Source organism: Saccharothrix espanaensis DSM 44229, assembly GCF_000328705.1.
Taxonomy (GTDB): Bacteria; Actinomycetota; Actinomycetes; order Mycobacteriales; family Pseudonocardiaceae; genus Actinosynnema; species Actinosynnema espanaense.
The window spans coordinates 7,422,038-7,445,454 of the sequence record NC_019673.1 but is presented as its reverse complement, the minus strand read 5'-3'; the positions used below and the strand labels follow the sequence as shown (position 1 = coordinate 7,445,454).

The 23,417-nt window shown below is 71.3% G+C and carries 24 protein-coding genes; 13 read left to right on the top strand and 11 right to left on the bottom strand.

All coding sequences use genetic code 11. From position 1 onward, the window contains the following. The first annotated feature begins 10 nt into the window (after positions 1-10). Complete coding sequence (locus tag BN6_RS32345) at positions 11-751, top strand: ABC transporter ATP-binding protein (protein ID WP_085983619.1); 741 nt, start codon at positions 11-13, stop codon at positions 749-751. After that, positions 741-1,445 (top strand): ABC transporter ATP-binding protein, encoded by a 705-nt coding sequence (locus BN6_RS32340; protein ID WP_015104056.1) that lies wholly within the window; start codon positions 741-743, stop codon positions 1,443-1,445. The genes BN6_RS32345 and BN6_RS32340 overlap by 11 nt, the downstream gene beginning before the upstream one ends. Positions 1,446-1,568: 123 nt before the next feature. Here the strand turns inward: BN6_RS32340 and BN6_RS32335 are convergent, their stop codons facing one another. Together BN6_RS32335 and BN6_RS32330 are read right to left on the bottom strand one after the other, a co-directional pair. After that, positions 1,569-2,111: a DUF4352 domain-containing protein gene (locus BN6_RS32335; RefSeq protein WP_041314835.1), complete on the bottom strand. Its 543-nt coding sequence runs from the start codon at positions 2,109-2,111 to the stop codon at positions 1,569-1,571. A gap of 22 nt (positions 2,112-2,133) precedes the next feature. Continuing rightward, positions 2,134-2,637 carry a hotdog fold thioesterase gene (locus BN6_RS32330; RefSeq protein ID WP_015104054.1) on the bottom strand — a complete coding sequence of 168 codons (504 nt, stop codon included), beginning with the start codon at positions 2,635-2,637 and terminating at the stop codon, positions 2,134-2,136. Between the two features lie 53 nt (positions 2,638-2,690). Here BN6_RS32330 and polA point away from each other — a divergent pair, with 53 nt between their 5' ends. From polA to BN6_RS32315, 3 genes are all read left to right on the top strand, one after another. Beyond that, positions 2,691-5,360: a DNA polymerase I gene (polA, locus tag BN6_RS32325; protein WP_015104053.1), complete on the top strand. Its 2,670-nt coding sequence runs from the start codon at positions 2,691-2,693 to the stop codon at positions 5,358-5,360. A 65-nt stretch (positions 5,361-5,425) separates the two neighbouring features. Continuing rightward, positions 5,426-5,722, top strand: a complete 297-nt coding sequence (locus BN6_RS32320) for a caspase family protein (protein WP_041314832.1) — start codon at positions 5,426-5,428, stop codon at positions 5,720-5,722. A gap of 507 nt (positions 5,723-6,229) precedes the next feature. After that, entirely contained in the window at positions 6,230-6,460 is a 231-nt protein-coding gene (locus BN6_RS32315) for a hypothetical protein (protein WP_041314829.1), read from the top strand. Between the two features lie 554 nt (positions 6,461-7,014). Here the strand turns inward: BN6_RS32315 and BN6_RS32310 are convergent. Beyond that, positions 7,015-7,458 (bottom strand): winged helix-turn-helix transcriptional regulator, encoded by a 444-nt coding sequence (locus BN6_RS32310; RefSeq protein WP_015104050.1) that lies wholly within the window; start codon positions 7,456-7,458, stop codon positions 7,015-7,017. Between the two features lie 72 nt (positions 7,459-7,530). Between BN6_RS32310 and BN6_RS32305 the strand changes: the two genes are divergently transcribed. Then, entirely contained in the window at positions 7,531-8,073 is a 543-nt protein-coding gene (locus BN6_RS32305) for a GNAT family N-acetyltransferase (protein WP_015104049.1), read from the top strand. Between the two features lie 14 nt (positions 8,074-8,087). Further along, positions 8,088-9,434: an alpha/beta hydrolase gene (locus BN6_RS32300; RefSeq protein ID WP_084672953.1), complete on the top strand. Its 1,347-nt coding sequence runs from the start codon at positions 8,088-8,090 to the stop codon at positions 9,432-9,434. A gap of 4 nt (positions 9,435-9,438) precedes the next feature. On the opposite strand, the gene BN6_RS32295 is transcribed toward BN6_RS32300, so the two are convergent. Further along, positions 9,439-10,170, bottom strand: coding sequence for a hypothetical protein (locus BN6_RS32295; RefSeq protein WP_148303107.1), 732 nt, complete (start codon positions 10,168-10,170; stop codon positions 9,439-9,441). Continuing rightward, positions 10,167-10,628, bottom strand: coding sequence for a DUF1453 family protein (locus BN6_RS32290; RefSeq protein WP_015104046.1), 462 nt, complete (start codon positions 10,626-10,628; stop codon positions 10,167-10,169). Before BN6_RS32290 ends, BN6_RS32295 begins: the two co-directional genes overlap by 4 nt. Before the next feature lie 65 nt (positions 10,629-10,693). Between BN6_RS32290 and BN6_RS32285 the strand changes: the two genes are divergently transcribed. The 3 genes from BN6_RS32285 to BN6_RS32275 all read left to right on the top strand — a co-directional run bounded on the left by BN6_RS32285 (position 10,694) and on the right by BN6_RS32275 (position 12,641). Then, positions 10,694-11,320, top strand: a complete 627-nt coding sequence (locus BN6_RS32285; protein ID WP_015104045.1) for a TetR/AcrR family transcriptional regulator — start codon at positions 10,694-10,696, stop codon at positions 11,318-11,320. Between the two features lie 128 nt (positions 11,321-11,448). Further along, positions 11,449-12,036, top strand: coding sequence for a P-loop NTPase family protein (locus tag BN6_RS32280; protein WP_015104044.1), 588 nt, complete (start codon positions 11,449-11,451; stop codon positions 12,034-12,036). Continuing rightward, positions 12,033-12,641 (top strand): Rossmann-fold NAD(P)-binding domain-containing protein, encoded by a 609-nt coding sequence (locus tag BN6_RS32275; RefSeq protein ID WP_015104043.1) that lies wholly within the window; start codon positions 12,033-12,035, stop codon positions 12,639-12,641. Before BN6_RS32280 ends, BN6_RS32275 begins: the two co-directional genes overlap by 4 nt. Before the next feature lie 96 nt (positions 12,642-12,737). Here the strand turns inward: BN6_RS32275 and BN6_RS32270 are convergent, their stop codons facing one another. The 5 genes from BN6_RS32270 to BN6_RS32250 all read right to left on the bottom strand — a co-directional run bounded on the left by BN6_RS32270 (position 12,738) and on the right by BN6_RS32250 (position 18,611). Beyond that, positions 12,738-13,331 carry a TetR/AcrR family transcriptional regulator gene (locus tag BN6_RS32270; protein ID WP_041314825.1) on the bottom strand — a complete coding sequence of 198 codons (594 nt, stop codon included), beginning with the start codon at positions 13,329-13,331 and terminating at the stop codon, positions 12,738-12,740. Continuing rightward, entirely contained in the window at positions 13,328-15,223 is a 1,896-nt protein-coding gene (locus BN6_RS32265) for a YhgE/Pip domain-containing protein (protein ID WP_015104041.1), read from the bottom strand. Before BN6_RS32265 ends, BN6_RS32270 begins: the two co-directional genes overlap by 4 nt. Then, on the bottom strand, positions 15,220-16,215 hold the full coding sequence (locus BN6_RS49830) for a P-loop NTPase family protein (RefSeq protein ID WP_015104040.1): 996 nt from the start codon (positions 16,213-16,215) through the stop codon (positions 15,220-15,222). The genes BN6_RS32265 and BN6_RS49830 overlap by 4 nt, the downstream gene beginning before the upstream one ends. A 395-nt stretch (positions 16,216-16,610) precedes the next feature. After that, positions 16,611-17,771 (bottom strand): GNAT family N-acetyltransferase, encoded by a 1,161-nt coding sequence (locus BN6_RS49265; protein ID WP_015104039.1) that lies wholly within the window; start codon positions 17,769-17,771, stop codon positions 16,611-16,613. A gap of 9 nt (positions 17,772-17,780) precedes the next feature. Further along, on the bottom strand, positions 17,781-18,611 hold the full coding sequence (locus BN6_RS32250) for a class I SAM-dependent methyltransferase (protein WP_015104038.1): 831 nt from the start codon (positions 18,609-18,611) through the stop codon (positions 17,781-17,783). A gap of 204 nt (positions 18,612-18,815) precedes the next feature. Between BN6_RS32250 and rpsA the strand changes: the two genes are divergently transcribed. The 3 genes from rpsA (at position 18,816) to coaE (ending at position 22,855) form a co-directional block, all read left to right on the top strand. Continuing rightward, on the top strand, positions 18,816-20,312 hold the full coding sequence (gene rpsA / locus BN6_RS32245) for a 30S ribosomal protein S1 (RefSeq protein WP_015104037.1): 1,497 nt from the start codon (positions 18,816-18,818) through the stop codon (positions 20,310-20,312). A gap of 348 nt (positions 20,313-20,660) precedes the next feature. Then, positions 20,661-21,248 carry a hypothetical protein gene (locus BN6_RS32240; RefSeq protein ID WP_231904810.1) on the top strand — a complete coding sequence of 196 codons (588 nt, stop codon included), beginning with the start codon at positions 20,661-20,663 and terminating at the stop codon, positions 21,246-21,248. Positions 21,249-21,694: 446 nt separating this feature from the next. Beyond that, entirely contained in the window at positions 21,695-22,855 is a 1,161-nt protein-coding gene (gene coaE, locus BN6_RS32235; RefSeq protein WP_041318844.1) for a dephospho-CoA kinase, read from the top strand. Here the strand turns inward: coaE and BN6_RS32230 are convergent. After that, positions 22,831-23,274: a DUF402 domain-containing protein gene (locus BN6_RS32230; protein ID WP_231904809.1), complete on the bottom strand. Its 444-nt coding sequence runs from the start codon at positions 23,272-23,274 to the stop codon at positions 22,831-22,833. The genes coaE and BN6_RS32230 overlap by 25 nt on opposite strands. Positions 23,275-23,417 lie beyond the last annotated feature (143 nt).

Here is a 23,417-nt window from a genome sequence, read left to right as displayed (position 1 = left end):
CAACGTGACGATGCGCTTCGGCGGCGTCGTGGCGCTGCGCGAGGCGAAGATCAGCATCGGGGAGGGCGAGATCTTCGCCCTGATCGGCCCGAACGGCGCGGGCAAGACCACGGTGTTCAACGTGGTCACCGGCGTCTACCAGCCCAGCGAGGGCCAGGTCCTGTTCAACGGCGAGCGGATCAACGGCACCAAGCGGTTCAAGATCACCAAGCGGGGCATCGCCCGCACCTTCCAGAACATCCGGCTGTTCCACAACATGTCGGCGCTGGAGAACGTGATGGTCGGCGCGGACGCGCACCACAGGACCGGTGCGGTCGGTGCGACGCTGAACCTGCCGTGGCACCGCAAGGAGGAGAAGCGCGGCCGCGAGCTGGCGCGCGAGCTGCTCGACTTCGTCGGCATCTCGGCGCGGATGACCGAGACCGCGAAGAACCTCCCGTACGGCGACCAGCGCCGGCTGGAGATCGCCCGCGCGCTGGCCACCGACCCGAAGCTGCTGCTGCTGGACGAGCCGGCCGCCGGCATGAACCCGGCGGAGAAGGAGGCCCTCCAGCGCCTCATCCGCAAGATCCGCGACAGCGGGCGGACCGTCCTGCTCATCGAGCACGACATGAGCCTGGTCATGGGTGTCAGCGACCGCGTCGCGGTGCTCGACTTCGGCCAGCTGATCGCAGAAGGGTTGCCGCAAGAGGTGCAGAACAACCCGAAGGTCATCGAGGCCTACCTGGGGGTGTCCGAAGATGCTTCTTGAGGTCAAGGACATCAACGTCCACTACGGCAAGATCGCCGCCATCAAGGGCATCAGCCTGCAGGTCGACCAGGGCGAGATCGTCTCGCTGATCGGCGCGAACGGCGCCGGCAAGACGACCACGCTCAAGACCATCTCCGGCCTGCGCCCGCTGACCAGCGGCAAGGTCGTGTTCGACGGCCAGGACATCTCCCGGATGCCCGGCCACAAGCGGGTGCTGCTGGGCATCGGCCAGTCGCCCGAGGGCCGGGGCGTGTTCCCCGGCATGACGGTGCAGGAGAACCTCCTGATGGGGGCCTACACCCGCAAGGACGACCTGAGCGCCGACCTGGCCGAGGTCTACGAGCTGTTCCCGAGGCTGGCCGAGCGCAAGACCCAGTTCGGCGGCACCATGTCCGGCGGCGAGCAGCAGATGATCGCCATCGGCCGGGCGCTGATGACCAAGCCGAAGGTGCTGCTGCTGGACGAGCCGTCGATGGGGCTCGCGCCGATGCTGATCGCCCAGATCTTCGAGATCATCAAGGAGATCAACAAGCGCGGCACGACGGTGCTGCTGGTCGAGCAGAACGCCCAGCAGGCGCTCAAGCTGTCCGACCGGGCCTACGTGCTGGAGACCGGCCGGGTGGTCAAGTCCGCCCCCGGCCTGGAGCTGCTGGACGACCCGCAGGTCCGCGCCGCCTACCTCGGCGGCCACTGAGGACAGAGCACCACTGACCGGGACAGGCCCGCCGACCACGCGTCGGCGGGCCTTCTCGTCGGCGGGGCTCGCGCGGTTGGCGTCGTGGCCGGTGTCGTGGCCGGCGTCCTCGGCGGGCCGGGATCACTGGGTGAGCAGGATCTCCGTGCTCGACGCGTCCTTGAGGTCGGTCAGCGTCGGGCCGCCGTACACCTTGAGCGCCAGCGGTTTCGCGTCCGCGGGCAGGTCGTAGTAGACGTCGTACTCCAGCCGGACGTTCGCGCCGAGGTCGATCACCTCGGGCTGCCGCTTGATGGTCATCGCCTGGGTGTCGACGGGGTGCTCGACCTTCCGGTCGTCCACGAGCAGGTGCCGACGGGCGTCGAAGGACGCGCTGCTGCGCCCGTTGTTGACCACGCTCAGCCGGATCCGGACGAACTGGCCCTTGGCCGCGAACTCGGCGTGGCTGCCGATCAGCGCGTCCATCCCGGTGGTCAGCCCGACCAGGGTGAACGCGGTGTCGCCGTCCGAGGTCGTCGGCAGGTGCAGCACCTTCTCGTCCGGCCGCGCGGTGCCCGGCGGGACCGGGTAGGTGGGCGGCGAGGAGGTCGGAGGGGTCTCCGAGGCCGGGGCACTGCTGCACCCGGCGACCACCAACGCCGCCACCACCAACCCGGACCACCTCATGCCTAGACCATAGGCGCGGTGGCTAGTTCTGGGTTGCCTGGCCCTGGGACGCCTGGCCCTCCGGCGGGGTGCCGATGGACGTGCTGTCGGTGGGCACGGCCCGGAGGAAGCAGGTGAGCCGGGCGGTGCAGGTGCGCCGGCCCTGCTCGTCGCTGAGCACGATCTCGTAGGTCGCGGTCGACCGGCCCCGGTGGATCGGCGTGCACACCCCGGTCACCAGGCCCTCGGTCACGCCCCGGTGGTGGGTGCAGGACAGCTCCAGCCCCACCGCCAGCCGTTCGGGGGCTGCGTGCATGGCCGCCGCGATCGACCCCAGCGTCTCGGCCAGCACCGCGCTCGCCCCGCCGTGCAGCAGGCCGTAAGGCTGGCGGTTGCCCTTCACGGGCATCGTGCCGACCAGCCGATCGGCATCCCATCGGGTGATCTCGATCCCCATCTTGGTGGTCAACTGCTCGTGCGCGACCGCCTGGTCCGCGCCCGGCACCTCCACCGGACCGCCGGGGACGTCCTCTGGGCTCGTGCTCACGTGGCTGCTCCACTCGGTGCATGACTGTCGGACCCTCACCCTAGACTCGCCCCGTGAGCACTTCAGAAGCCTCCCGTCTGCTGCTGGTCGACGGCCACTCGATGGCCTACCGGGCGTTCTTCGCGCTGCCCAAGGAGAACTTCCAGACCAACACGGGTCAGACCACGAACGCGGTCTACGGCTTCACCTCGATGCTGATCAACCTCATGCGCGACGAGAAGCCCACGCACATCGCGGTGGCCTTCGACGTCTCGCGCAAGACCTTCCGCACCGAGGCCTACTCCGAGTACAAGGCCGGTCGCAGCGCGACACCGGACGAGTTCAAGGGGCAGGTCAGCCTCATCCAGGACGTGCTGGGCACGCTCAACATCCAGACCCTGGAGAAGGACAACTTCGAGGCCGACGACGTCATCGCGACGTTGACCACCCAGGCGACGGACCTGGGCTTCGAGGTGCTCATCTGTACCGGCGACCGCGACGCGCTCCAGCTGGTCAACGACAAGGTGACCGTGCTCTACCCGGTCAAGGGCGTCTCCGAGATGGCCCGGTACACCCCCGAGCTGGTGCTGGAGAAGCAGGGCGTGACCCCCGGGCTCTACGCCGACTACGCGGCGGTGCGCGGCGACTCGTCGGACAACCTGCCCAACACCCCCGGCGTGGGCCCGAAGACGATCGTGAAGCTGCTCAACCAGTTCGGTTCGCTCAACGGGCTGATCGACCACGTCGACGAGGTCGCGGGCAAGGTCGGTGACGCGCTGCGCGCCAACCTGGCCAACATCATGCTCAACCGGCAGCTCACCGAGCTGGTCCGGGACGTGGAGCTGCCGGTCGGCCCGGCCGAGCTGGCGGCGCGGGACTGGGACCGCGACGCCGTGCACCGGCTGTTCGACGAGCTGGAGTTCCGGGTCCTGCGCGACCGCCTGTTCGCCACCCTGCCCTCCGCCGAGCCCGAGGCCGAGGAGGGCTTCGAGGTCTCCGGCGGCCCGATCGCGCCGGGCGCGCTCGCCGGGTGGCTCGCCGCCAACGCCACCGGGCGGCGGGTCGGGCTGGCCTTCCGGCACACCGGCGTCGACCTGGAGGGCATCGCGTTCGCCGGTGCCGAGGGCGGCTACGTCGAGGTCGCCGCGCTCACCGAGGCCGACGAGAACGCCCTGGTCGCGTGGCTGGCCGACGAGCAGGCGGCCAAGGCGGGCCACGACCTGAAGCTGCCGCTGCGCGCCCTGCGCGCCCGCGGCTGGCGGCTGGCGGGCCTGACCAGCGACACCGCCCTGGCCGCGTACCTGGTCCGGCCCGGTCAGCGCAGCTTCGCCCTGGACGACCTGGCGCTGCGCTACCTGCAGCGCGAGCTGCGCGCCGAGGAGCCCGACGACGGCCAGCTCTCGCTGCTCGCCGACGAGGACGAGGAGCGCGAGAAGACCGCGAAGAACGCGATCGTGCGCGCGGCGGCGGTCGTCGAACTGGCCGACGCGCTGGACGCGCAGCTCGTGGAGACCCGGCAGGAGAGCCTGCTGGCGGGCCTCGAGCTGCCGCTGATGAACGTGCTGGACGAGGTCGAGTCGGTCGGCATCGCGATCGACTCGGAGCACCTGGCGGCGCTGGAGGCGCACTTCGCGGCGGGCGTGAAGCAGGCCGCGCAGGACGCGTACGCGGTGATCGGCAAGGAGATCAACCTCGGTTCGCCCAAGCAGCTCCAGACGGTGCTGTTCGACGAGCTGAACATGCCCAAGACCAAGAAGACCAAGACCGGCTACACGACCGACGCGGACGCGCTGCAGAACCTGTTCGAGGCGACCGAGCACCCGTTCCTCCAGCACCTGCTCGCGCACCGCGACGTGACCAGGCTCAAGTCCACGGTGGACGGCCTGCTCAAGTCGGTGGCCGACGACGGCCGCATCCACACCACGTTCCACCAGACCATCGCCGCGACCGGCCGGCTGTCCTCGACGGACCCGAACCTGCAGAACATCCCGATCCGCACCGACGAGGGCCGCCGGATCCGCGAGGCGTTCGTCGTCGGCCCCGGCTACGCCGAGCTGATGACCGCCGACTACAGCCAGATCGAGATGCGGATCATGGCCCACCTGTCCGAGGACGCGGGCCTGATCGAGGCGTTCCGGTCGGGCGAGGACCTGCACACGTTCGTCGCGTCCCGGGCGTTCTCGGTGCCGACCGCCGAGGTCTCCGCCGAGCAGCGCCGCCGGGTCAAGGCGATGTCCTACGGCCTGGCGTACGGCCTGTCGGTCTACGGCCTGGCCCAGCAGCTCCGGATCACCGCCGACGACGCGCGCGAGCAGATGGAGGCGTACTTCGCCCGCTTCGGCGGCGTGCGCGACTACCTGCACGCGATCGTGGAGGACGCCCGGAAGAAGGGCTACACCGAGACCATCCTGGGCCGCCGGCGCTACCTGCCCGACCTCAACAGCGACAACCGCCAGCGCCGCGAGATGGCCGAGCGGATGGCGTTGAACGCCCCGATCCAGGGCTCGGCGGCGGACATCATCAAGGTCGCGATGCTGGGCGTGTTCACCGCGCTGCGGGAGTCCGGCCTGCGCTCCCGGATGCTGCTGCAGGTGCACGACGAACTCGTCCTGGAGATCGCCGAGGGCGAGCGCGACGCCGTCGAGGCCCTGGTCCGCGAGCAGATGGGCCAGGCCTACGAGCTGAGCGTCCCGATGGAGGTCTCCGTGGGCGTCGGCCGCTCGTGGGACGAGGCCGCGCACTGACCCCGCACTGGTGCCGGCGGCGGCACGCGGTGTAACGGGTCCTCGCCCGCAGCCGATCTTCGGACGTGTCCGGTTCCCGGGACGGGGTGGGCGGGCAGGTCGCTGTGGGACGTTTCGCGCTGCTGATCGGGACCAACGCCTACGCGGACCCGGCGTACCCGCAGCTCTGGTCGCCGGTCGACGACGTGCGCCGGCTGGCCGCCGTCCTGCGCGACCCGGACCTGGGCGGGTTCGAGGTGACGTCGTGCGTCGACCGGCCCGCGTCGGAGGTGCGCTACGAGGTGGCCGGCATCGCCGCGGACAAGCGCGCCGAGGACACCGTGCTGGTCTACATCTCCGGCCCACGGGCAGCGCGACCGTGAGGGTCGGCTGTACTTCGCGACCACCGACAGCGAAGCCGACCTGATCAGCGCCACGAGCTGCGAGAGCGCGCTCGTGCGCGACAGCCTGGAGAAGTCCCGCGCCGGCAGCCGGATCCTGTTGCTGGACTGCTGCTTCAGCGCGAGCATCATCGCCGGCTTCACCGACAAGTCGCTGCCGGACAGCGTGCTGGCCGACCACGACGGACGCGGGTACGTCGTCCTGACCGCCACGGACCGCTGGCAACCCGCCCTGGAGCAGAGCTCCCGGTCGTTGTTCACCGAAGCCCTCATCGAGGGCCTGCACGACCCGGAAGCCGACGTCGACCAGGACGGCTACCTGTCCGCCTCGGAGCTGTACCACTACGTCCACCCCGGGGTCCGCGCCCGCGCGGGCCACGAACCGACCTTCTTCGCCTCGGGCGTCCAGGGCACGGTCGTCGTGTCAAAGGCCGCAGGCGGCCCCGCCCCCCGCCCCGCCCCCCGGCCCACTGGTGGCCCTCGGTCGACGTGGACGACCTGTCCCCGGAGGCGCTCGACAAGCGCCTCCGGTCGACCTTCGGCGACCTGCCTGACCCGATGGGCGTGCTCGGCGGTATCAGGGATGTGGCGGTCGGAGCCCTCACGATCAATCCGTCCCTGTTGCCGACGGTGTGCGCGTCGGTGGTGTCGGCCTACCCGGTATCCCGACCCGCAGCCTCTCCCACGCTCAGGGAGCGTGCGGTGGCACGCGCTCTGTAGCACAACCCGAAGTTCGGTGCCTACCTGGCTGCTTTCGGAGAGGCTGATGCGGCGGTGGCGCGGCTCCTGGCGCAGCAGATGACGGCGGACGTGGTGACGTTGATCGACTCGACGCGGGTACGGGTGCGGAAGGACAAGAGGGACCTCCGCACTGGATCGAAGATGAGTGGGCGGCCGTCGGGACGCCGTGGGAGGACGACCTGGCCCAGTTCGTGCGTGCGGCGAGAGTCGGTCTGATCCTGCACGACCTGCTGTCCCGTGACGCCACGCGGTGGCGGCGGAGAGCGGACGGACTCCAAGCGTCCTCGGACCTCTACTCGCTCGTGGACCCGACCCGGCTGCGTGCACTGGTCCGAGCGATGACGCGCCCAGCGGATCATGACCGAACTCGCTGGGACGAAGACGAAGATCGCGCCTACACCAGGCTTTCCGCAAAACTCGGGGCGTCCCGACCGAGGCGGAGTCTTCCTTCTTACCGGCGGATCGGCGACTCGGCCAAGCGGTCCGAACCGATCTCGTCGACCCCTTACCGAGGCCGGCCGCGGGCGGTCGGGTCAGCGCAGGGGGGTGACGCGGACGTCGCGGGCGGAGAGTTCGTTGCCGCACGTGGCGCAGTGCACGCGCACGTCCACGTTCCCGCCGCACTCGTGGTGGTGCAGGTCGAACGACGTGCCGCCTTCGGGCGACATCCACTTGTCGCCGAACTTCCGCAGCGCCATCAGCACCGGGTACAGGTCGAGGCCCTTCTCGGTGAGCCGGTACTCGTGGCGGGTCCGGACGTCCTTGTACGCGACCCGGCGCAGGATGCCCTCGTCCACGAGCTTCGCCAGCCGCTCGGTGAGCACGCTGCGCGAGATGTCCATCGCCGACTGGAAGTCCTCGAACCGCCGCGTGCCCAGGAACGCCTGCCGGAGCAGCAGCAACGTCCACCGCTCACCCAGCAGCGCGGCGGGCAGGGAGACGGTGCACAGCTCGTCGGCGACCTTCACAGGCGACATGCCCGCAGGATACGCCTTGCGTTCGGAAATCGGATCCAGCTAGGGTTCGGATTCCGAACCTAGGGGGCCGTCATGACCAGACTCCGCGTGCTCGACCGCGCCGACGCGGGGGCCGCCGTCGACGCGGTCTTCGAGGGGCTGTCGGCGCAGAGCCGCTACCTGCGGTTCCACGCGCCGGTGCCCCGGCTCACCGGGGCCATGCGCCGGCAGCTGACCGACCTGGACGGCCGCCGCCGGGTGGCCGTCGTCGCGGAGTCCGGCGACCGCGCCATCGGGATCGCCCGCCTCGCCGCCCTCGGTGACGCAGGCGAAGCCGGTGCCGCCGGCGAAGTCGGTGACACCGTCGCCGAGATCGCGATCGCCGTGGTCGACCGGTGGCAGCGCCGGGGCGTCGGCAGCCGCCTGATCGCCGAGATCGGCCGGCTCGCCACCGACCTGAGCTACACCGAGCTGACCGGCGAGGTGCTGCGCGAGAACCTGGCGATGTTGGCGCTGGCCCGCCGCGCGTTCCCGGGCGTGCGGCTCGACCGGTCCGACGTCGACGTGGTCCGGCTCAGCTACTCGCTCACCTTCACCCTCACCCATGAGGAGCTGGTGGCCGACCTCCGGTGGTGAGCACAATCGGGGTCATGCGCCGGATACTGGGGGTGGTGTCCGTCCTGGCCCTGCTGTTCGCCGCGGCGAGCGCGGTGCCGGTGGACCCGGCACGACCGGACGCGACCACGTCGGACGCGCGATCGGCCGCGTCGGACGACCAGCCGCTGCCCGGCTACACGATCGCCAACCCGGTGCTGTCGCCCTCGCTGGTCGGCGGCGAGCCCAGCCGGGTGGTGCAGGGCGTGCACAAGCACGCCGGGTTCGCGATCGAGGTCCCGCCCCGCTGGAACGGCCGGCTGGTCATGTGGGCGCACGGCTACCGAGGCCCCGGCACCACCCTCGTTGTCGAGGAACCCGGCTACGAACTGCGCAAACGCCTGCTGGAGCAGGGTTTCGCGTGGGCGTCGTCCAGCTACTACGCCAACGGCTACGACGTGAGAGCGGGCGTCGAGAGCACGCACGACCTGGCCGTGCGCTTCGCCGAGCTGGTCGGCAAGCCCGAGGACGTGTTCGTCGTGGGCGTCTCCATGGGCGGGCACGTCATCGGGCGCTCGCTGGAGGAGTACCCCGGCTTCTACCGGGCGGCCCTGCCGATGTGCGGCGTGCTCGGCGACCAGGAGCTGTTCGACTACCTGCTGGACTACCAGCTCGTCGCCCAGGCGTTGGCCGGCGTCGACGCCTTCCCACTGCCCCGCGACTACCCGGCGGTGGCGGTGCCGAAGATCAAGTCGGCGCTCGGCCTCTACGGCACGCCCACCGAGCGCGGCGAGCAGCTCGCGGCGTTCGTGACCCAGCGCAGCGGCGGCGAGCGGCCTGGCGCGCGGGCCGCGTTCGCGCACTGGAAGGACTTCCTGTTCGACCTGGTCGGGACGGTCCAGCCGAAACCGGGCCTGGCGTTCAACCCCATCGGGGTGGCCACCAACCTGGACACCCGCTACGCGCCGAACGCCCCGGTCGACCTGGACCGCGTGGTCGAACGCACCGCGCCGGCCGACCTCGGGGCCCGGCTCGCGCCGGAGCTGACCGAGGTGCCGCAGGTGGTCGGCCGGCCCGGCGCGCCGGTGCTGTCCCTGCACGGTCTGGGCGACCTGTTCGTGCCGTTCTCGATGGAGCAGCAGTACCAGCGCGACGTCCGGGCGCACGGCCGCTCGCACCTGCTCGCGCAGCGTGCGATCCGCGCGGTCGAGCACTGCGACTTCAGCCCGGCGGAGGTCGGCTGGGCCTGGGACGACCTCGTGACCTGGGTGGACACCGGGACACAGCCCGCGGCGGACGTCGTGGACGATCCTGCGGCGGTGGCGGACCCCCGGTACGGCTGCCGGTTCACCGACGCGGCAGCCCGCGGCACCGGCACCCGCGGGCTGTTCCCGCCCTGCTGAACGGTCAGCAGTTCGCGACCACGTCGAGGAACGCCTTGTCGGCGCGGCCCTCGTCCTTGGCGAAGATCGCCTCCCGCAGCGCGCGGGCGGCGTCGCGGCACTTGACCATCCCCGCGCCGTCGTCCTCGGCGCGCTTGCGGCCGGTCTCGGCGATCTGGGCGGCGTCCTTGGCCTTGGACGCCTCGTCCTGCGCGTCCTTCAGCTTCGTCCCGGAATCGGTGAGTTCCTTTTCCTTGTCGGCCAATTGCGTGCTGACCCGGTCGTTTTCGCTCACCTTTTCGGCGTACAGCACGCCGAACACGCCGGCGGTCGCGAAGAACACCACGGCGAGCACCGAGAGCACGATCAGGCCGGTCTTCTTGCGCGGCGGTACCGGCGGCGGTCCGGCCGGCGCGGATTGCCCGGTCGGCTGGAATTCCGGGCCCGCGGGCAGTTGCACGGCGGGCTGGAAGACCTGCTCGGCCGGCTGGAAGCCCTGGTCGGTGGGCTGAAAACCTTGGTCGGTGGGCTGGTAGAGCGGTGCGGCGGGCTGGGGGGCGGTGGTCGCCGGGCCCGGCGTGCCGTACTGGTCCGGAAGCGGGTACTGCGGCTGGTTTTCCGGTCGCCCGGAGTTCGGGTAGGTCATCTCTTCCCCCTGCATTGTGTGCGCACAGTATGCGGTGCCCACCGCAAAGACGGGAGCGGAATTTTCCGTTTCGCGATCCGTCGGCCGGTCGTCGGCGCAACCGCGGCTCACCGCCGCTGCGGCGCGAACGGAACGCCGGAACGGATCGCCCGCAATCCCACCGGCACGAGTTCGCCGAGCAGGCCGACGCCGATGGACAACGTCATGGGCCGCGCCTCGGCGTGCATCCCGGCGGACGTCGCCGCGAGCCCCAGCCCGAAGTTGACCGCGAGCGACCCGGCCCACACCGCGACCGTCCACGGCGTGTACCGCTGCCACAGCACGTCGTCGCGGACGAACAGCGTGATCGTGGTGCCGCGCAGCACCCCCAGCACCAGGCCCACCACCGACCCGGCGGCCAGCCACAGCACGTCCACCAGCGTCAGCGACGTCTTGATCAGCTCGTACACCCCGATGCCGAACAGCACGAGCGGCGGACCGAACAGGTCACGGGCGTTGAGCGGCTCGCCCATGAACCTCTTGACCACGACCGCCACCACGGCCGCGGCGATCAGGACCCAGGTCAGCATGCGCCTCCCCCTTATATGGCATGACCGTGCTACTTAAGCTAGCACGACTGTGCTAAAAAGGGGGCGTGCCCAGGGTCGTCGATGCCGAAGCCCGTCGCCGCGTCGTCGCCGAGGCGGTGTTCCGGGTCGTCCGCGCGCACGGCCTGGAGCAGGCGTCGCTGCGCAACGTGGCCGAGGAGGCGGGGCTCGCGATCGGCTCGGTGCGGCACTACTTCACCGACCACGACGAACTGCTGGTGTTCGCGCTGGAGGAGCTCGCCGGTCGGGTCGAGCGCCGGGTGCTGGCCCGGGTCGAGCAGATCTACGCGGCCGGCACGTCGGAGGGGCGGCGCGCCGGCGTCGAGGCCCTGCTCGGCGAGCTCGTGCCGCTGGACCGGGCGCGGCACGACGAGGCCGTGGTCTGGCTGGAGTTCTCCGGGGCCGCCCGCACCCGGCCCGCCCTCGCGCCGGGCGCCCGCCGGCTGCACGCCGGCATCCGGGCGATCGCCCGCCGGGTGCTGGAGCGGATCGGGGTGCCGGACGTGGCGCCGGAGGCCGAGCGGCTGGCCGCGCTGCTCGACGGCCTGGCCGTCAACGCGGTCCTGCAACCCGACCTGACCACGCCGGACCTCATGCGCGAGGTGATCTCGCGGCACCTGGACAGCCTGCGCGCCAACGGTGTCGTCCTGGCTGCCGAGTCCACTGAGGACTAGCGGGTGGTGTGCTGCCGGCGAACCGCGAGCCTGGCTGGTGGGAGGTTTTCCACCGAGGTGCTCCTGGCGGCCCGCCTGGAAGCCCCGAGGGGGTTGCGGCGCGGCGGTAGCCTTTCCCGGTGCCGCTGATGGGACCTACTGACGAGTTGCCGCACTCGCCCAGGCGGGTGCTGGTCGCGGGCACCTCCGGTGCCGGCAAGACGACGATGGCCCGGTGCGTCGCCGACGTGCTCGGTCTGTCCTATGTAGAGATGGACTCGCTCTTCCACGGTCCACAGTGGACTCGGCGGGCCGAGTTCGAGGCCGACGTCCGCGAGCTGGTGAAAGGCCCGTCCTGGGCGACCGAGTGGCAGTACACGGCCGTCCGGCCGCTGCTGCTGGAGCACGCCGACACGCTGGTCTGGCTGGACCACCCGAAGCACACCGTGCTGCGCCGGGTGGCCGTGCGGACCCTCGTGCGGCGGGTGCGCCGGCAAGAACTGTGGAACGGCAACACCGAACCGCCCCTGCACACCGTGTTCACCGACCGGGAACATCTGTTGCGGTGGGCGTGGAAGTCGCACGGCCACACCCGCGACCGGATCACCGCGGTGCTGGCCGGCGAGCACGCCTCCCGACTGGCGGTGGTCCGGCTGCGCGGGCAGCGTGCAGTAGACCAGTGGTGCGCCGGGCCCCTCCGGCGCGCCGCGGAGCGCGGCGAGGAGTCGGTGCGATGAGTGGGCGGACGGCGCTGGTGCTCGGAGGCACCGGCATGTTGCAGGGCTGCGCGGACGATTTGCTGGCGCAGGGCTGGCGGGTGGTGCTGCCCTCGCGCAGACCGCCGCGCGCGGGCATGGCCGCACGCGCGGCGCTCGGCGGGCGCGGCCACGTGCCGCAGAGCAGGTCCGAGAGTGGTGCCGAGGTCGGGCCCGAGGCCGGGCTGAAGTGGGTGCACGCCGACTGGGAACGTCCCGAGGAACTGGCCGAACGCGTCCGGGAGGTGCTGCCCGCCCCGGCCGACCTGCTGGTGGCGTGGGTGCACCTGAGCTACCGGGTGCCGGTGCTGCGCGCCGTCGCGCCGCTGCTGGCCCCGCACGCGCCGGTGGTGGAGGTGCACGACAGCAGCGGCATCGCCTCCCGGCACGGCGTCCCGGACCCGATCCTGGCCGGTCACCCGACCCAGCAGGTGGTGCTCGGCATCGTCAAGCACGGCACCGGCACCCGGTGGCTCAGCCACGAGGAGGCGTCGGTCGGCGTGCTGGAGGCCGTGCGCCGCGCGGTGGAGGGCAAGCCGCCCTCGGTGCACCAGGTCGGCGACGTCGACACGTGGGCGGTCCGCTAGAAGGTCGAGGTCAGGCGGGGCGGGTCGCTGGTTCGGGCGGACGGCGGATCGGGGCGGGTCGCTGGTTCGGGTGGGCGGCGGATCGGGGTGGGTAGGTCAGGCCGGGCGCAGGCCGCGGACCAGGATCAGCACGGCTTCGCGGACCTCGGCCAGCGTCCGGTCGGGCTGGAAGACCTGCCAGTCCAGGGCGACCACCAGCAGGGTGCCGAACAGGGCGGCCGACGCGGTGCCCACCTGCACGCCCTCCGGCAGCCGCCCCTCGTCGGACAGCCGCTGCATCTGGCCGCGCACGATGGAGACGATGTCGTCGCGCAGCAGGTTCAGCGTGCCGTGCCACTGGCCCGGCGTCCGCCACAGCTCGCTGACCAGCAACTGCCCGAACGCCGGGTACTCGGCGAAGAACCCCAGCATCCCGTCGACCAGCGACTCCATCGCCCGCTCGGTCTCCGCCTCGCCCTCGGCCACCCGCAGCCGGGACGCCAGCAGCTCCACCCCGTGCCGCAGCAGGGCGTCCACCAGGGCGTCCTTGCTGGCGAAGTTGTAGTAGACGGTGCCCTTCGCGACCCCGGCCTCGGCGGCGATCTCGTCCACCGTCACGCTCGCCGCGCCGCGCTCGCCGACCAGCTTCAGCGCGGCGTCGAACAGCTTCTGCTTGGTGACAGCGGTGCGGCCGGGTCGCGTGTTGGTCACAGCACCAGCTCGGGCTTGAGACGAGACGGGGTCCACACCCGCTGCTTGTACGCGGCGAACGTCGACAAGGCAAGTGAGCCGACGAGGTAGGCGAGCAGGATCAGCGCGTCCTTCCCGACGCTGCCCAGCGACCCGCCGTACATCAGGTGCCGCAGCCCGTCCACGGCGTAGCCCATGGGCAGGCCGTAGTGCAGCGGGTACAGCGGCACCGGGATCGTCTGCCACGGGAACGTGCCGCCCGCGCTGACCAGTTGCAGGATCAGCAGCACCAGGCCGACGAACTTGCCCACCGCGCCCAGCAGCGCGTTCAACGCGTGCAGCACCGCCACGAACGTCGCCGACGTGAGCAGCAGGAACCCGAGCGTCTCGACCGGGTGGGTGGGCCGGATGTCGACCACCAACGTCACCACCGAGAACATGATCACGACCTGCGCCGCGCCCAGCAGCACGCCCGGCAGCCACCCGCCCAACGCCACCCGCAGCGCGTTCTGCCCGGCCGCCAGCCCACGCCGCGACAACGGCTTGAGCAGCAGGAACAGCACGAAAGCGCCGATCCAGGTGGCCAGCCCGAGGAAGAACGGGGCCAGGCCCGCGCCGTAGCTGCCCGCCGACGTCTGGCTCACGCCGCGCACGTTCACCGGGTCGCCGATGGTGTCGGCGGTGGACTCGCGGGTCGGGTCGTCCGGGTTCGGGATCTGCTGGACGCCCTCGTTCAGCCCGTCGCGCAGCTGGGTCGTGCCGTCCAGGAGCTTCTGCTCGCCGTCGCGCAGGCTGGTCGCACCGTCGCGGAGCTGGGCGTTGCCGGCCGCGACCTGCGCCGCGCCGTCGTCGAGCTTGGTGATCGCGCCGGTGAGCGCCGGGGTGGAGGCGGCGAGCTGCGCCGCGCCGTCCGAGACCTGCTTGGCGCCGTTGGCGAGGGTCCGGAGCTGGCCGGCCGTGCCCTGCACCTTGCCGTTGGCGTCGTCCACGGGGGCGCGCGCCTCGGTCAACGTCTGGAGCACGCGCTGCACCTGCTCCTCGGTGAAGCCCGCCGCGCGCAGCCGGGTCGCGATGTCGCCGTTGACCTGGTCTAGCCGGCCGACCAGGGCCTGGGCCTTGGCGGCGTAGTCCTCGGCGGCCTTGGCGACGGTCTCGTTGCCGTCGGAGACCTGCTTCGCGCCGTCCGCGAGCCGCTGGGCCTGCACCGGCAGGTCCTGGGTCTGGTCGCGCAGCTGGCGCAGCCCGGCGGCGAGCTGCGCCGCGCCGTCGGCGAGCGGCCCGGCACCGTCGACCAGCTTCTGGCTGCCGGTCAGCGCCTCCTGCTGGCCGTCGGCCAGCGTGGTCGCGCCCTCGGCGGCCTCGACGGTCTTCGCGCGGATCGTGGAGAACCCGAGCAGCAGCTTGTCGGCCGCCTCCGCGCCGACCTTCACCGACACCGAGCGGCGCACCTCGGCCACGACCTGGTTGGCGATCGTGGAGCCGAGGTAGTTGTTCGCGTCGTTGGTGGTCAGCATGATCACGCCCTGGCGCGGGGTGAACTCGCCGGAGGACAGCAGCGCCTGGGAGAAGTCCTCGGGCAGGGTCAGCGCGAACGTGTAGCTGCCGTTGCGGACGCCCTCCTCGGCGTCGTCGGCGCTCACCCGGTGCCAGTCGAACTTGTGGCCGGAGATCAGCTCGGTGGCGACGTCCTCGCCGGCGTTCTTGACCGTGCCGTCGCTCGCGGTCGCGCCCTTGTCCTGGACGACGAGAGCCGCAGGGACCTGGTTGAGGTTCGCGTACGGGTCCTTGTTGGCGTAGAGGTAGAGGGCCGCGTAGAGCAGGGGCACCAGGGCGAGGGCCAGCACGGCGAGCTTGGGCAGCTTGCCGGACGTGATGCGGCGCAGCTCGTTGAACGCCATCCGCAGGGCGGTCACTGGTTCTCCTCGGCGTGGTCGACGGCCGGGCGCAGGCCCGGCCGGGTGGGCTCGCCGACGTCGGTGGCGGGTTGCTTCGTGGTCCGGGCTCCGGCCTCGGCCCGTCCGGGGATGGCGTGGTCGGGCTCGGGGTGGTCGGGCTGTGCGTGGTCGGGCTTGGGCTGATCCGGTGCTGCTTGTTCGGGCGCCGGCGGTTCCTGTGCGGGGCGGCGGGGTGCCGGCTGCTCGGGGGCGGCGGCCGGACTCGCTCCGGTGGTGGTGACAGCGTTGTCAGCGGGCGCGGCCGTGGGGGCGACGGGCGGCGCGGGGTGGGGGGAGACGGGGCGCAGGTCGCGTTCGGTGGGGGTGAGGGCGTGCTTGGCGGTGTGCTCCTCGGGCGTGGGCAGCGTGTTGTCCGCGCCCAGGCGGGCCACCGGGATGTCGAGCACCGCGGCCGACGTGGTCGTGCACAGGACGACCACGGACACTTCGGGCGTCACGTGCTCGCGCGCGAGCCGGAGCCAGCCCGCCGGGTCCCCGTGGTACCGGTCCGGCGTGTCCACGATCAGCGCCCGCGCCCCGGGACGTCCCGCAGCCAGCTCCAGCATCAGCTTGCACCGGACGTCGGCCGGCACGTACTCGAACCGCGCGTCGATGTGCTCCTCGGCCCCGCGCTCGACCAGCCAGTCGGCCACCGCCTTGCGCCCGCTGCGCCGGCCGTTCATGGCCAGCTCCTCGCCGACCACCCCGGACAGCGACAGCGACGCCTCGGGCTCGTTCACGCCCGGCGAGTCCACCAGCACGACCTGCTTGCGCAGCCCGGCGGCGTCCGGCGTGACGGACCCGGTGGTCGGGCGCATCCGCCCGGACAGCACCAGGCCGAACGCGGTGTGCCCCGCGTCCGGGGGTCCGGCCACGACCACCAGCTCGCCCGGCGGCACGCGCAGGCTGGTCGGCTTGAGCAACGGGCCGTGCGGCCCGGCGACGCCGACGCGCTGAGCGTGGATCTCCACGGCGTAACCCCTTCTTTGAACTGACTGGTCAGTTCAAATAGTGGCGCAGCACTGCTCCGACCGCAACCGCGTGAGCTGTGATCCGGCGCGACAAGTGCACCACTGTCCGCCAAATGGCGCAGCGCGACCGGACTACCCGGACATTTCCGGACGTGGGGGGTTCGGACGCATGTGGTCAGGGCCCTCGTGGGTGTGGGCGCGTGGCTAGGGCCCCGTGGGGTGCGAGCGCGCGGGTACGGCCCACGTGGGTGTGGGCGCGTGGCTAGGGCCCGTGGGGTGCGGGCGCGCGGGTACGGCCCCCGTGGGTGTGGGTGCGTAGGTACGAAAGCGTGTGGGCGCGTGTGCGGGGATGCGGGTGGGAGTGCGGTCTGAGGCGCGGTGAGGCTGGATTGCGGCTAGCGCAACGCGCCTGCGGGGCGGACCTCCCACACGGTCCACAGCGGGCGGTACCCCTGGCGTGGCCAGAACACCGAGGACAGCGGGTTGGGCGGGTTGTAGTAGAGGTAGCTGCCGACCGTGCCCAGCCGCTGCAACTCGCGGTGCGCGTACGCCATCAGGTGTCGCCCGATCCCCGCGCCCCGCGCGCCGGGCAGCACGGACACGCAGTTCACGTAACCCCAGCGGCCGGTCGGTAACCGGGTCGACGTCCAGTTGCCCGGTTCGGACGTGACCAGCGCGCACTCGGCCAGCGCGACCGCGATCCCGTCCCGCTCGGCCAACCACGCCGGACCGCCCGCGGCGAGCCGTTCGGCCAGCGTGCGGCGCTTGAGCTCGGCTGCCTCCGGCCGGTCCACGGTCGACCCGACCAGCGCCGAGTACCGCAGCTCGGCCAGCGCGAGGGTGAGCACGGTCTCCAGGTCGGCGGGCGTGGCGCGGCGGATCGCGAAGGTCCCGGACGGTGGCGTGGTGCGTGCGGCCAGCGCCCCGGCGAGCGGTGGCGTACGCCCGACTCGTGCCCCGATGGGTCCGATGGGTCCGATGGGTCCGATGGGTCCGATGGGCGCAGCATTGTGGGTGTCAGGTCTGACCTGAGCGGACGACGGGCCGGACCGCGTGGAGTCGAGCGTGGTCGGTGGAGAGGGCGAAGGAGTGCGTGACGGTGTGGCACGGGCCATCGCCGACGGGATGCGGGTGACACCGGCGGGTGACGTGCGGCGCACGGCGATCACGGAGAGCGGGACCAGGCCGTGGCCGAGCAGGGCTTGAGCCGCCTCGGCGTCCCGGCTCGGCCAGGTCACCACGCACGCCGAGTCCCGCTCGGCCGCACCCGCCCGGTCCATCCACTGCCGCCACGCGCGCAGCAGCGCGTCCATCCCGGCCGCGCCCGCACCGCCGAGCAGCGGCGTCAGCTCCCACACCTCGGTCGCCGACCACAGCCGTGCCGCGGACGTCCGGTCGTGCACCTGGTGCTGCACGACGCCCGCGACCCGCGTGCCGTCCGGCAGCGCGGCGGTGATCACGTCCCCGTCCGGTGGCGCGACCACGGCAGGCAGCCAGGGGTCGATCCCCGCGAACCGCGTGCCCTGCGCCTCCACCAGCCCCCGACTGACGGTCATGACCGCAGGTTACGGCTTGCGCGTCCGCAGAATCGCGGTGCCGGGGAATAGCCGGCCCCGCAGCGGGCTCCACTGCCCCCACGGCCGGGCGTGCCCGTCGGGCCACTCCGGCTCCACCAGGTCCACCAGCTCCAACCCCGCGCCGACCAGCGCGCGGACGTAGTCGCCCAGCGTCCGGTGGTGCTCCACGTAGGTCGCGCGGCCGCTCTCGTCGACCTCTACATAGGGCGTGCGGTCGAAGTACGACTGCGTGACGGTCAGGCCGTTCGGCCCGGGATCGTCCGGGAAGATCCACCGGATCGGGTGAGTCACGGAGAACACCCACGGCGCTCCGGGCCGCAATACGCGGGCCACCTCGCGGAACACGTCGCCCACGTCGGCGACGAACGGCACCGCCCCGAACGCCGAGCACGCGGCGTCGAAGCTCGCGTCGGCGAACGGGAGCTGGTCGGCGCTGGCCTGCACGAGGGGCACGGACAGGCCGGTCGCCGCGTTGCCCGCCACGGCGTGCCGCAGCATGCCGGCGGAGATGTCGAACGCGACCGGGTGCGCGCCCCGGGCGGCCAGCCACCGGGCGCACGGGGCCGACCCGCAGCCCACCTCCAGCACCCGTCGGCCGGTCACGTCGCCGAGGAACCCGACCTCTTCTTCGCGGACGCCCTCCGGGCACCAGACGAAGTCGGCCGCGCCCAGGAAGGCGCCGTGTTCGGCGTGGTAGTCGTCGGCGTCGGCGTCCCACCAGATCCGGTTCGCGACCCTCGATTCGGCCGCGTCGGCGGTCCGCAGCGCGATGCCGGTCGTGCCGAGCGCCAGTTCGGCGCTCGCGTGCTGGTCGGACACGCTGCTCCTTCAGGGTTACGTGCGGGGGGTGCGGTTTGCCCGCAGCTCGTCGGGACGCGTACGATACCGCCCGCGTAGTGGGTTCGCGCTGCCCATGATCGGTATGCACGTCACGGGACTGGTCGTCGGGGGAAGCCTTGCCTCCCGCGCAGTGTTGTACCCACAGGCCAGACGACCCCAATCCGTACCGGAGCCACCTACCTAATGTCCACCGACACCACCACTGTCCCGGCTGTTTCCGCGCCGAAGCAGGTCGCTATCAACGATATCGGGACGGAGGAGGACTTCCTCGCCGCCATCGACAAGACCATCAAGTACTTCAACGATGGCGATATCGTCGAGGGCACCATCGTCAAGGTCGACCGGGACGAGGTCCTGCTCGACATCGGCTACAAGACCGAGGGCGTCATCCCCTCGCGCGAGTTGTCGATCAAGCATGACGTCGACCCCAACGAGGTTGTGAAGGTCGGTGACGAGGTCGAAGCCCTGGTTCTCCAGAAGGAGGACAAGGAAGGGCGGCTGATCCTCTCCAAGAAGCGGGCTCAGTACGAGCGCGCCTGGGGCACCATCGAGGCCCTCAAGGAGAAGGACGAGCCGGTCAAGGGCACGGTCATCGAGGTCGTCAAGGGCGGCCTCATCCTGGACATCGGTCTCCGCGGCTTCCTCCCCGCCTCCTTGGTCGAGATGCGCCGCGTGCGCGACCTCCAGCCGTACGTCGGCCGCGAGCTCGAAGCCAAGATCATCGAGCTGGACAAGAACCGCAACAACGTGGTCCTGTCCCGTCGCGCCTGGCTGGAGCAGACCCAGTCCGAGGTGCGCAGCGAGTTCCTCAACCAGCTCCAGAAGGGCCAGGTCCGCAAGGGCGTCGTGTCCTCCATCGTCAACTTCGGTGCCTTCGTGGACCTGGGTGGCGTGGACGGCCTGGTGCACGTCTCGGAGCTGTCCTGGAAGCACATCGACCACCCGTCCGAGGTCGTCGAGGTCGGCCAGGAGGTCACGGTCGAGGTCCTCGACGTCGACATGGAGCGCGAGCGCGTCTCGCTGTCCCTGAAGGCGACGCAGGAAGACCCGTGGCGCCAGTTCGCCCGGACCCACGCGATCGGTCAGATCGTGCCGGGCAAGGTCACCAAGCTGGTTCCGTTCGGTGCGTTCGTCCGCGTGGACGAGGGCATCGAGGGCCTGGTCCACATCTCCGAGCTGGCCGAGCGCCACGTGGAGATCCCGGAGCAGGTCGTCCAGGTCGGCGACGACGTCATGGTCAAGGTCATCGACATCGACCTCGACCGCCGGCGGATCTCGCTGTCGCTCAAGCAGGCCAACGAGGGCTTCACGGTCGACTCCGAGTTCGACCCGACCCAGTACGGCATGGCCGCCGAGTACGACGACCAGGGGAACTACATCTACCCCGAGGGCTTCGACCCGGAGACCCAGGAGTGGCAGGAAGGCTTCGACAAGCAGCGCGAGGAGTGGGAGCGGCAGTACGCCGAGGCCCACACGCGCTACGAGGCCCACATGAAGCAGGTCGCGAAGGCCGCGGCGGCCGAGGAAGAGGCGGCGGGGGAGACCAACTACTCCTCCGGCGGCGACGCCCCGGTCGCGGCCGCCAGCAGCACCACCGGCGCCCCGGCCCAGGCCGGCGGCACCCTGGCGAGCGACGAGCAGCTCGCCGCGCTTCGCGAGAAGCTGTCGGGCGGCGCGTGATCGCGTGATCGCGTGACCCGCTCGCGGGTCGGGTGATCGGCCGAGCACGACGGTCGAGATCGACAGCCGAGCACGACGGCTGAGAACGAAGGCTGAGCACGACGGTCAGGAATGGCCGAGAACGACGGAACGCTACGACGGCCCCGCACCGGTTCCAGGTGCGGGGCCGTTGTCGTGCGCTAAGTTGTGACCCCTATGGCTGCTCGAATTCGGCGGGGGACAACGGCTTCGGCTGCGGCTGAGGTCGGGCTGGCCGGCGCGTCTCCGGGTGCCTCGGCGAGGGCGGGTGCCTCGGTCGGTACGGCGGCGAGGGCGTCGGCGGGTGTGGTGCGAGGGGTTGTCGCGGCTGTGGCGGTCGCGGTGGTGGGGGCGGGGTGCACGGCGAAGCCCCAGGCGGTCGCGCCGCCGGTCCAGATCCCGACGATCCTCGCGCCCACGACGGTCGTGCGGACGCCCGCGATGGTGGACCGCGAGCTGCCCGACGACTGCGAGCTGATCGTCCCGGTGGAGGTGGTCAACTCCAAGGTCGGACGGGAGTCGAAGGGGGAGGTGCGGACGATCGTCGGCATCGCGGAACCCTCGCTGGGCCGCACCGCCAAGATCGACTGCTACTACGACCTGGACGAGAAGCAGCCGCTGTCGGCCGCGCCGTTGATCATCGGCCTGGCGACCTACTCGGACGACGCCGCCGCGCAGGGCCGGGTCGCGGACAGCCTCGACGCCGAACGGGCCGAGGGCGCGTCGGTGGCGGAGGTCGAGGTGGGCAAGCGGAAGGCGTCGATGGTCAGCACGCCGTCGGAACGCCTGGTGATCGGGTCGCTGGGAAAGACGACGTTCGTGTCCCGGGCCAAAGCCGGATTCGTGCCGGACGACCAGATGACCGCATTGCTGACCGCGTTGGCGGTCCAGTCGATGACCCCTCTCGAAGAAGCCTGACCGCTGGTCGCCTTCCGGCTCCTGTTCGTTGCTTAGGTGCCGTATGTCGACGGCCGTTGCTGCATAACGTCGTCGAGGGTTTGGCGGTGAGTCGTAACGATGAGTTTGGGTGTTTCGGGACGTTGTGGGCGCGGCCTCCCTGGGTGTTTTCCTGCTTTGACCACGCGAAGCTGCGACGGGGATTGTCGGTGCCTCGTGGGATAATGGTGTCGGGGGCCGGCGGCCGCGCCTGCTGGCGCGGCTAGGGCTGTGACCTGCAAGTTTGGGTCGTCCTGTGTGTGGCGGTGGGGCGCTGTGAGGTGGAAGCGCCTGCGTTGTGAAGGGAAAACCAAAGAGTCCTCGCCGGACGGGCAGGCCGCCAAGGATGAACGAAAAGCGGGGGGTCTGCGTGTGTGTTGGGGTTTATGCGTGTGCGGTTGTGCGTGGTGGGCGGGCAGACTGTGGGCATGTTGCGCGTGGGCCTCTCCGGGGGCATCGGGTCTGGTAAGTCGACGGTGGCCGGGCGGTTGGCCGAGCACGGGGCGGTGGTGATCGACGCCGACCTGTTGGCCCGGGAGGTGGTTGCGCCCGGGACGCCGGGGTTGGCGGAGATCGTGGCGGCGTTCGGCGACGGGGTCGTGGATGCGTCCGGGGCGCTCGATCGGGCCGCGTTGGCCGCTCGGGTGTTCAGCGACGACTCGGCTCGGGTGACGCTCAACGGGATCACGCACCCCCGGATCGGGGCTCGTACCGCCGAGTTGATCTCGGCCGCGCCGTCCGACGCGGTGGTGGTGCACGACGTGCCGTTGTTGGTCGAGAACGGCCTCGCGCCGATGTACCACCTGGTCCTGATCGTGGACGCGGCGTCCGAGGTCCGGGTGGAGCGGCTGGTCGGGCGGGGGTTGTCGGAGCAGGATGCCCGCAACCGGATGGCCAAGCAGGCTTCCGACGCGCAGCGCCGGGCTGTTGCCGACGTGTGGCTGGACAACTCGGGTACGCCCGATCGGGTGCTTTCCGTGGTTGACGCGCTGTGGGCCGATCGGCTGGTCCCTTACGAGGCGAACGTCCGTTTGCGCCGTTTCGCGACCGGGCCGCTCAACGTGCTGCCCTACGACCCGACGTGGCCCGAGCAGGCCGCACGGGTCGGCGCTCGGATCTCACTCGCCGCCGGTCACCGGCGGGTCGAGCACATCGGGTCGACGTCGGTGCCCGGGTTGGCGGCGAAGGACGTGTTGGACTTCCAGTTGGCCGTGACGTCACTGGAGGAGGCCGATTCGTTGGCTTCGGCGCTGGCCGATGCCGGGTTCCCGGCCGTGGGGCCGCTGGAGGACACGCCTCGGTACGGCGAGCCCGCCGAGTGGCACAAGCGGGTGCACGCGGGTTGTGATCCCGACCGGCGGGTTCACCTGCACGTTCGGGTCGAGGGCGGGCCTGGGTGGAACTGGGCGTTGCGGTTCCGGGACTGGCTTCGGGCGGACGCCGCCGCGCGGCAGGAGTACGAGGACCTCAAGCTGGAGCTGGCGAGCCGGCACACCGACGGGATCGCGTACGGGGATGCCAAGGAGCCGTGGATGAAAGCGGCCACGGCCCGGATGGACGCCTTCTACAGCGACGGCCAGACGTCGTAGATGCCCCGGTGGGTCAGCCACACGCCCAGGTCGTGGCGGTGCAGGCTGACCTCCTCCAGCGTGCGGTGCACGGTGCGCAGGGCCTGGTCGGCGTCGTCCGGGTTGAGCACGCGTCCGGCCACGGCCGCGGCGAACTCCTCCGAGCGGACGATCCTGGCGGTGGTGCCGCCGGGCACGGCCAGGCCGAGGAGGAGGTCCGTCGTGCGCCACGAGCGTCCGTCGCGCAGCACGCGCACAGCCGTGAGGACGCTCGGGCCGCTGCGCGCGTGACGGGAACGGGGTCGGTTGTGGGTGAGGCGCAGACCGAGGTCCGGCATCAACCAGGTGACCTCCGAATCGGAGAACGGGTCCTCCGGCGTGGGGCACTCCAACCGCAGACCCCAGCTCTCCACGCGGCACGTCGTGAGATGTCGGGACATGCCCGACGAGTAGCTCCGAACTGCGCTGACGGTGTCGACAACGTCGACCAGCTGAGGTGTGATGACCGCTCCCACGCGACCCGAGGGTAGCCGTAAGTGTGCGGCCGGTAACACTGCGGGTCGATTCGTTACATCACGGTCTG

Excerpts from the sequence above, each read along its gene's own strand:
- BN6_RS32345 (WP_085983619.1), top strand. The coding sequence starts at position 11 with ATGCGCTTCGGCGGCGTCGTGGCGCTGCGCGAGGCGAAGATCAGCATC.
- BN6_RS32340 (WP_015104056.1), top strand. The coding sequence starts at position 741 with ATGCTTCTTGAGGTCAAGGACATCAACGTCCACTACGGCAAGATCGCC.
- BN6_RS32335 (WP_041314835.1), bottom strand. The coding sequence starts at position 2,111 with ATGAGGTGGTCCGGGTTGGTGGTGGCGGCGTTGGTGGTCGCCGGGTGC.
- BN6_RS32310 (WP_015104050.1), bottom strand. The coding sequence starts at position 7,458 with ATGTCGCCTGTGAAGGTCGCCGACGAGCTGTGCACCGTCTCCCTGCCC.
- BN6_RS32305 (WP_015104049.1), top strand. The coding sequence starts at position 7,531 with ATGACCAGACTCCGCGTGCTCGACCGCGCCGACGCGGGGGCCGCCGTC.
- BN6_RS32300 (WP_084672953.1), top strand. The coding sequence starts at position 8,088 with ATGCGCCGGATACTGGGGGTGGTGTCCGTCCTGGCCCTGCTGTTCGCC.
- BN6_RS32290 (WP_015104046.1), bottom strand. The coding sequence starts at position 10,628 with ATGCTGACCTGGGTCCTGATCGCCGCGGCCGTGGTGGCGGTCGTGGTC.
- BN6_RS32280 (WP_015104044.1), top strand. The coding sequence starts at position 11,449 with ATGGGACCTACTGACGAGTTGCCGCACTCGCCCAGGCGGGTGCTGGTC.
- BN6_RS32275 (WP_015104043.1), top strand. The coding sequence starts at position 12,033 with ATGAGTGGGCGGACGGCGCTGGTGCTCGGAGGCACCGGCATGTTGCAG.
- BN6_RS49265 (WP_015104039.1), bottom strand. The coding sequence starts at position 17,771 with ATGACCGTCAGTCGGGGGCTGGTGGAGGCGCAGGGCACGCGGTTCGCG.
- rpsA (WP_015104037.1), top strand. The coding sequence starts at position 18,816 with ATGTCCACCGACACCACCACTGTCCCGGCTGTTTCCGCGCCGAAGCAG.
- coaE (WP_041318844.1), top strand. The coding sequence starts at position 21,695 with ATGTTGCGCGTGGGCCTCTCCGGGGGCATCGGGTCTGGTAAGTCGACG.
- BN6_RS32230 (WP_231904809.1), bottom strand. The coding sequence starts at position 23,274 with ATGTCCCGACATCTCACGACGTGCCGCGTGGAGAGCTGGGGTCTGCGG.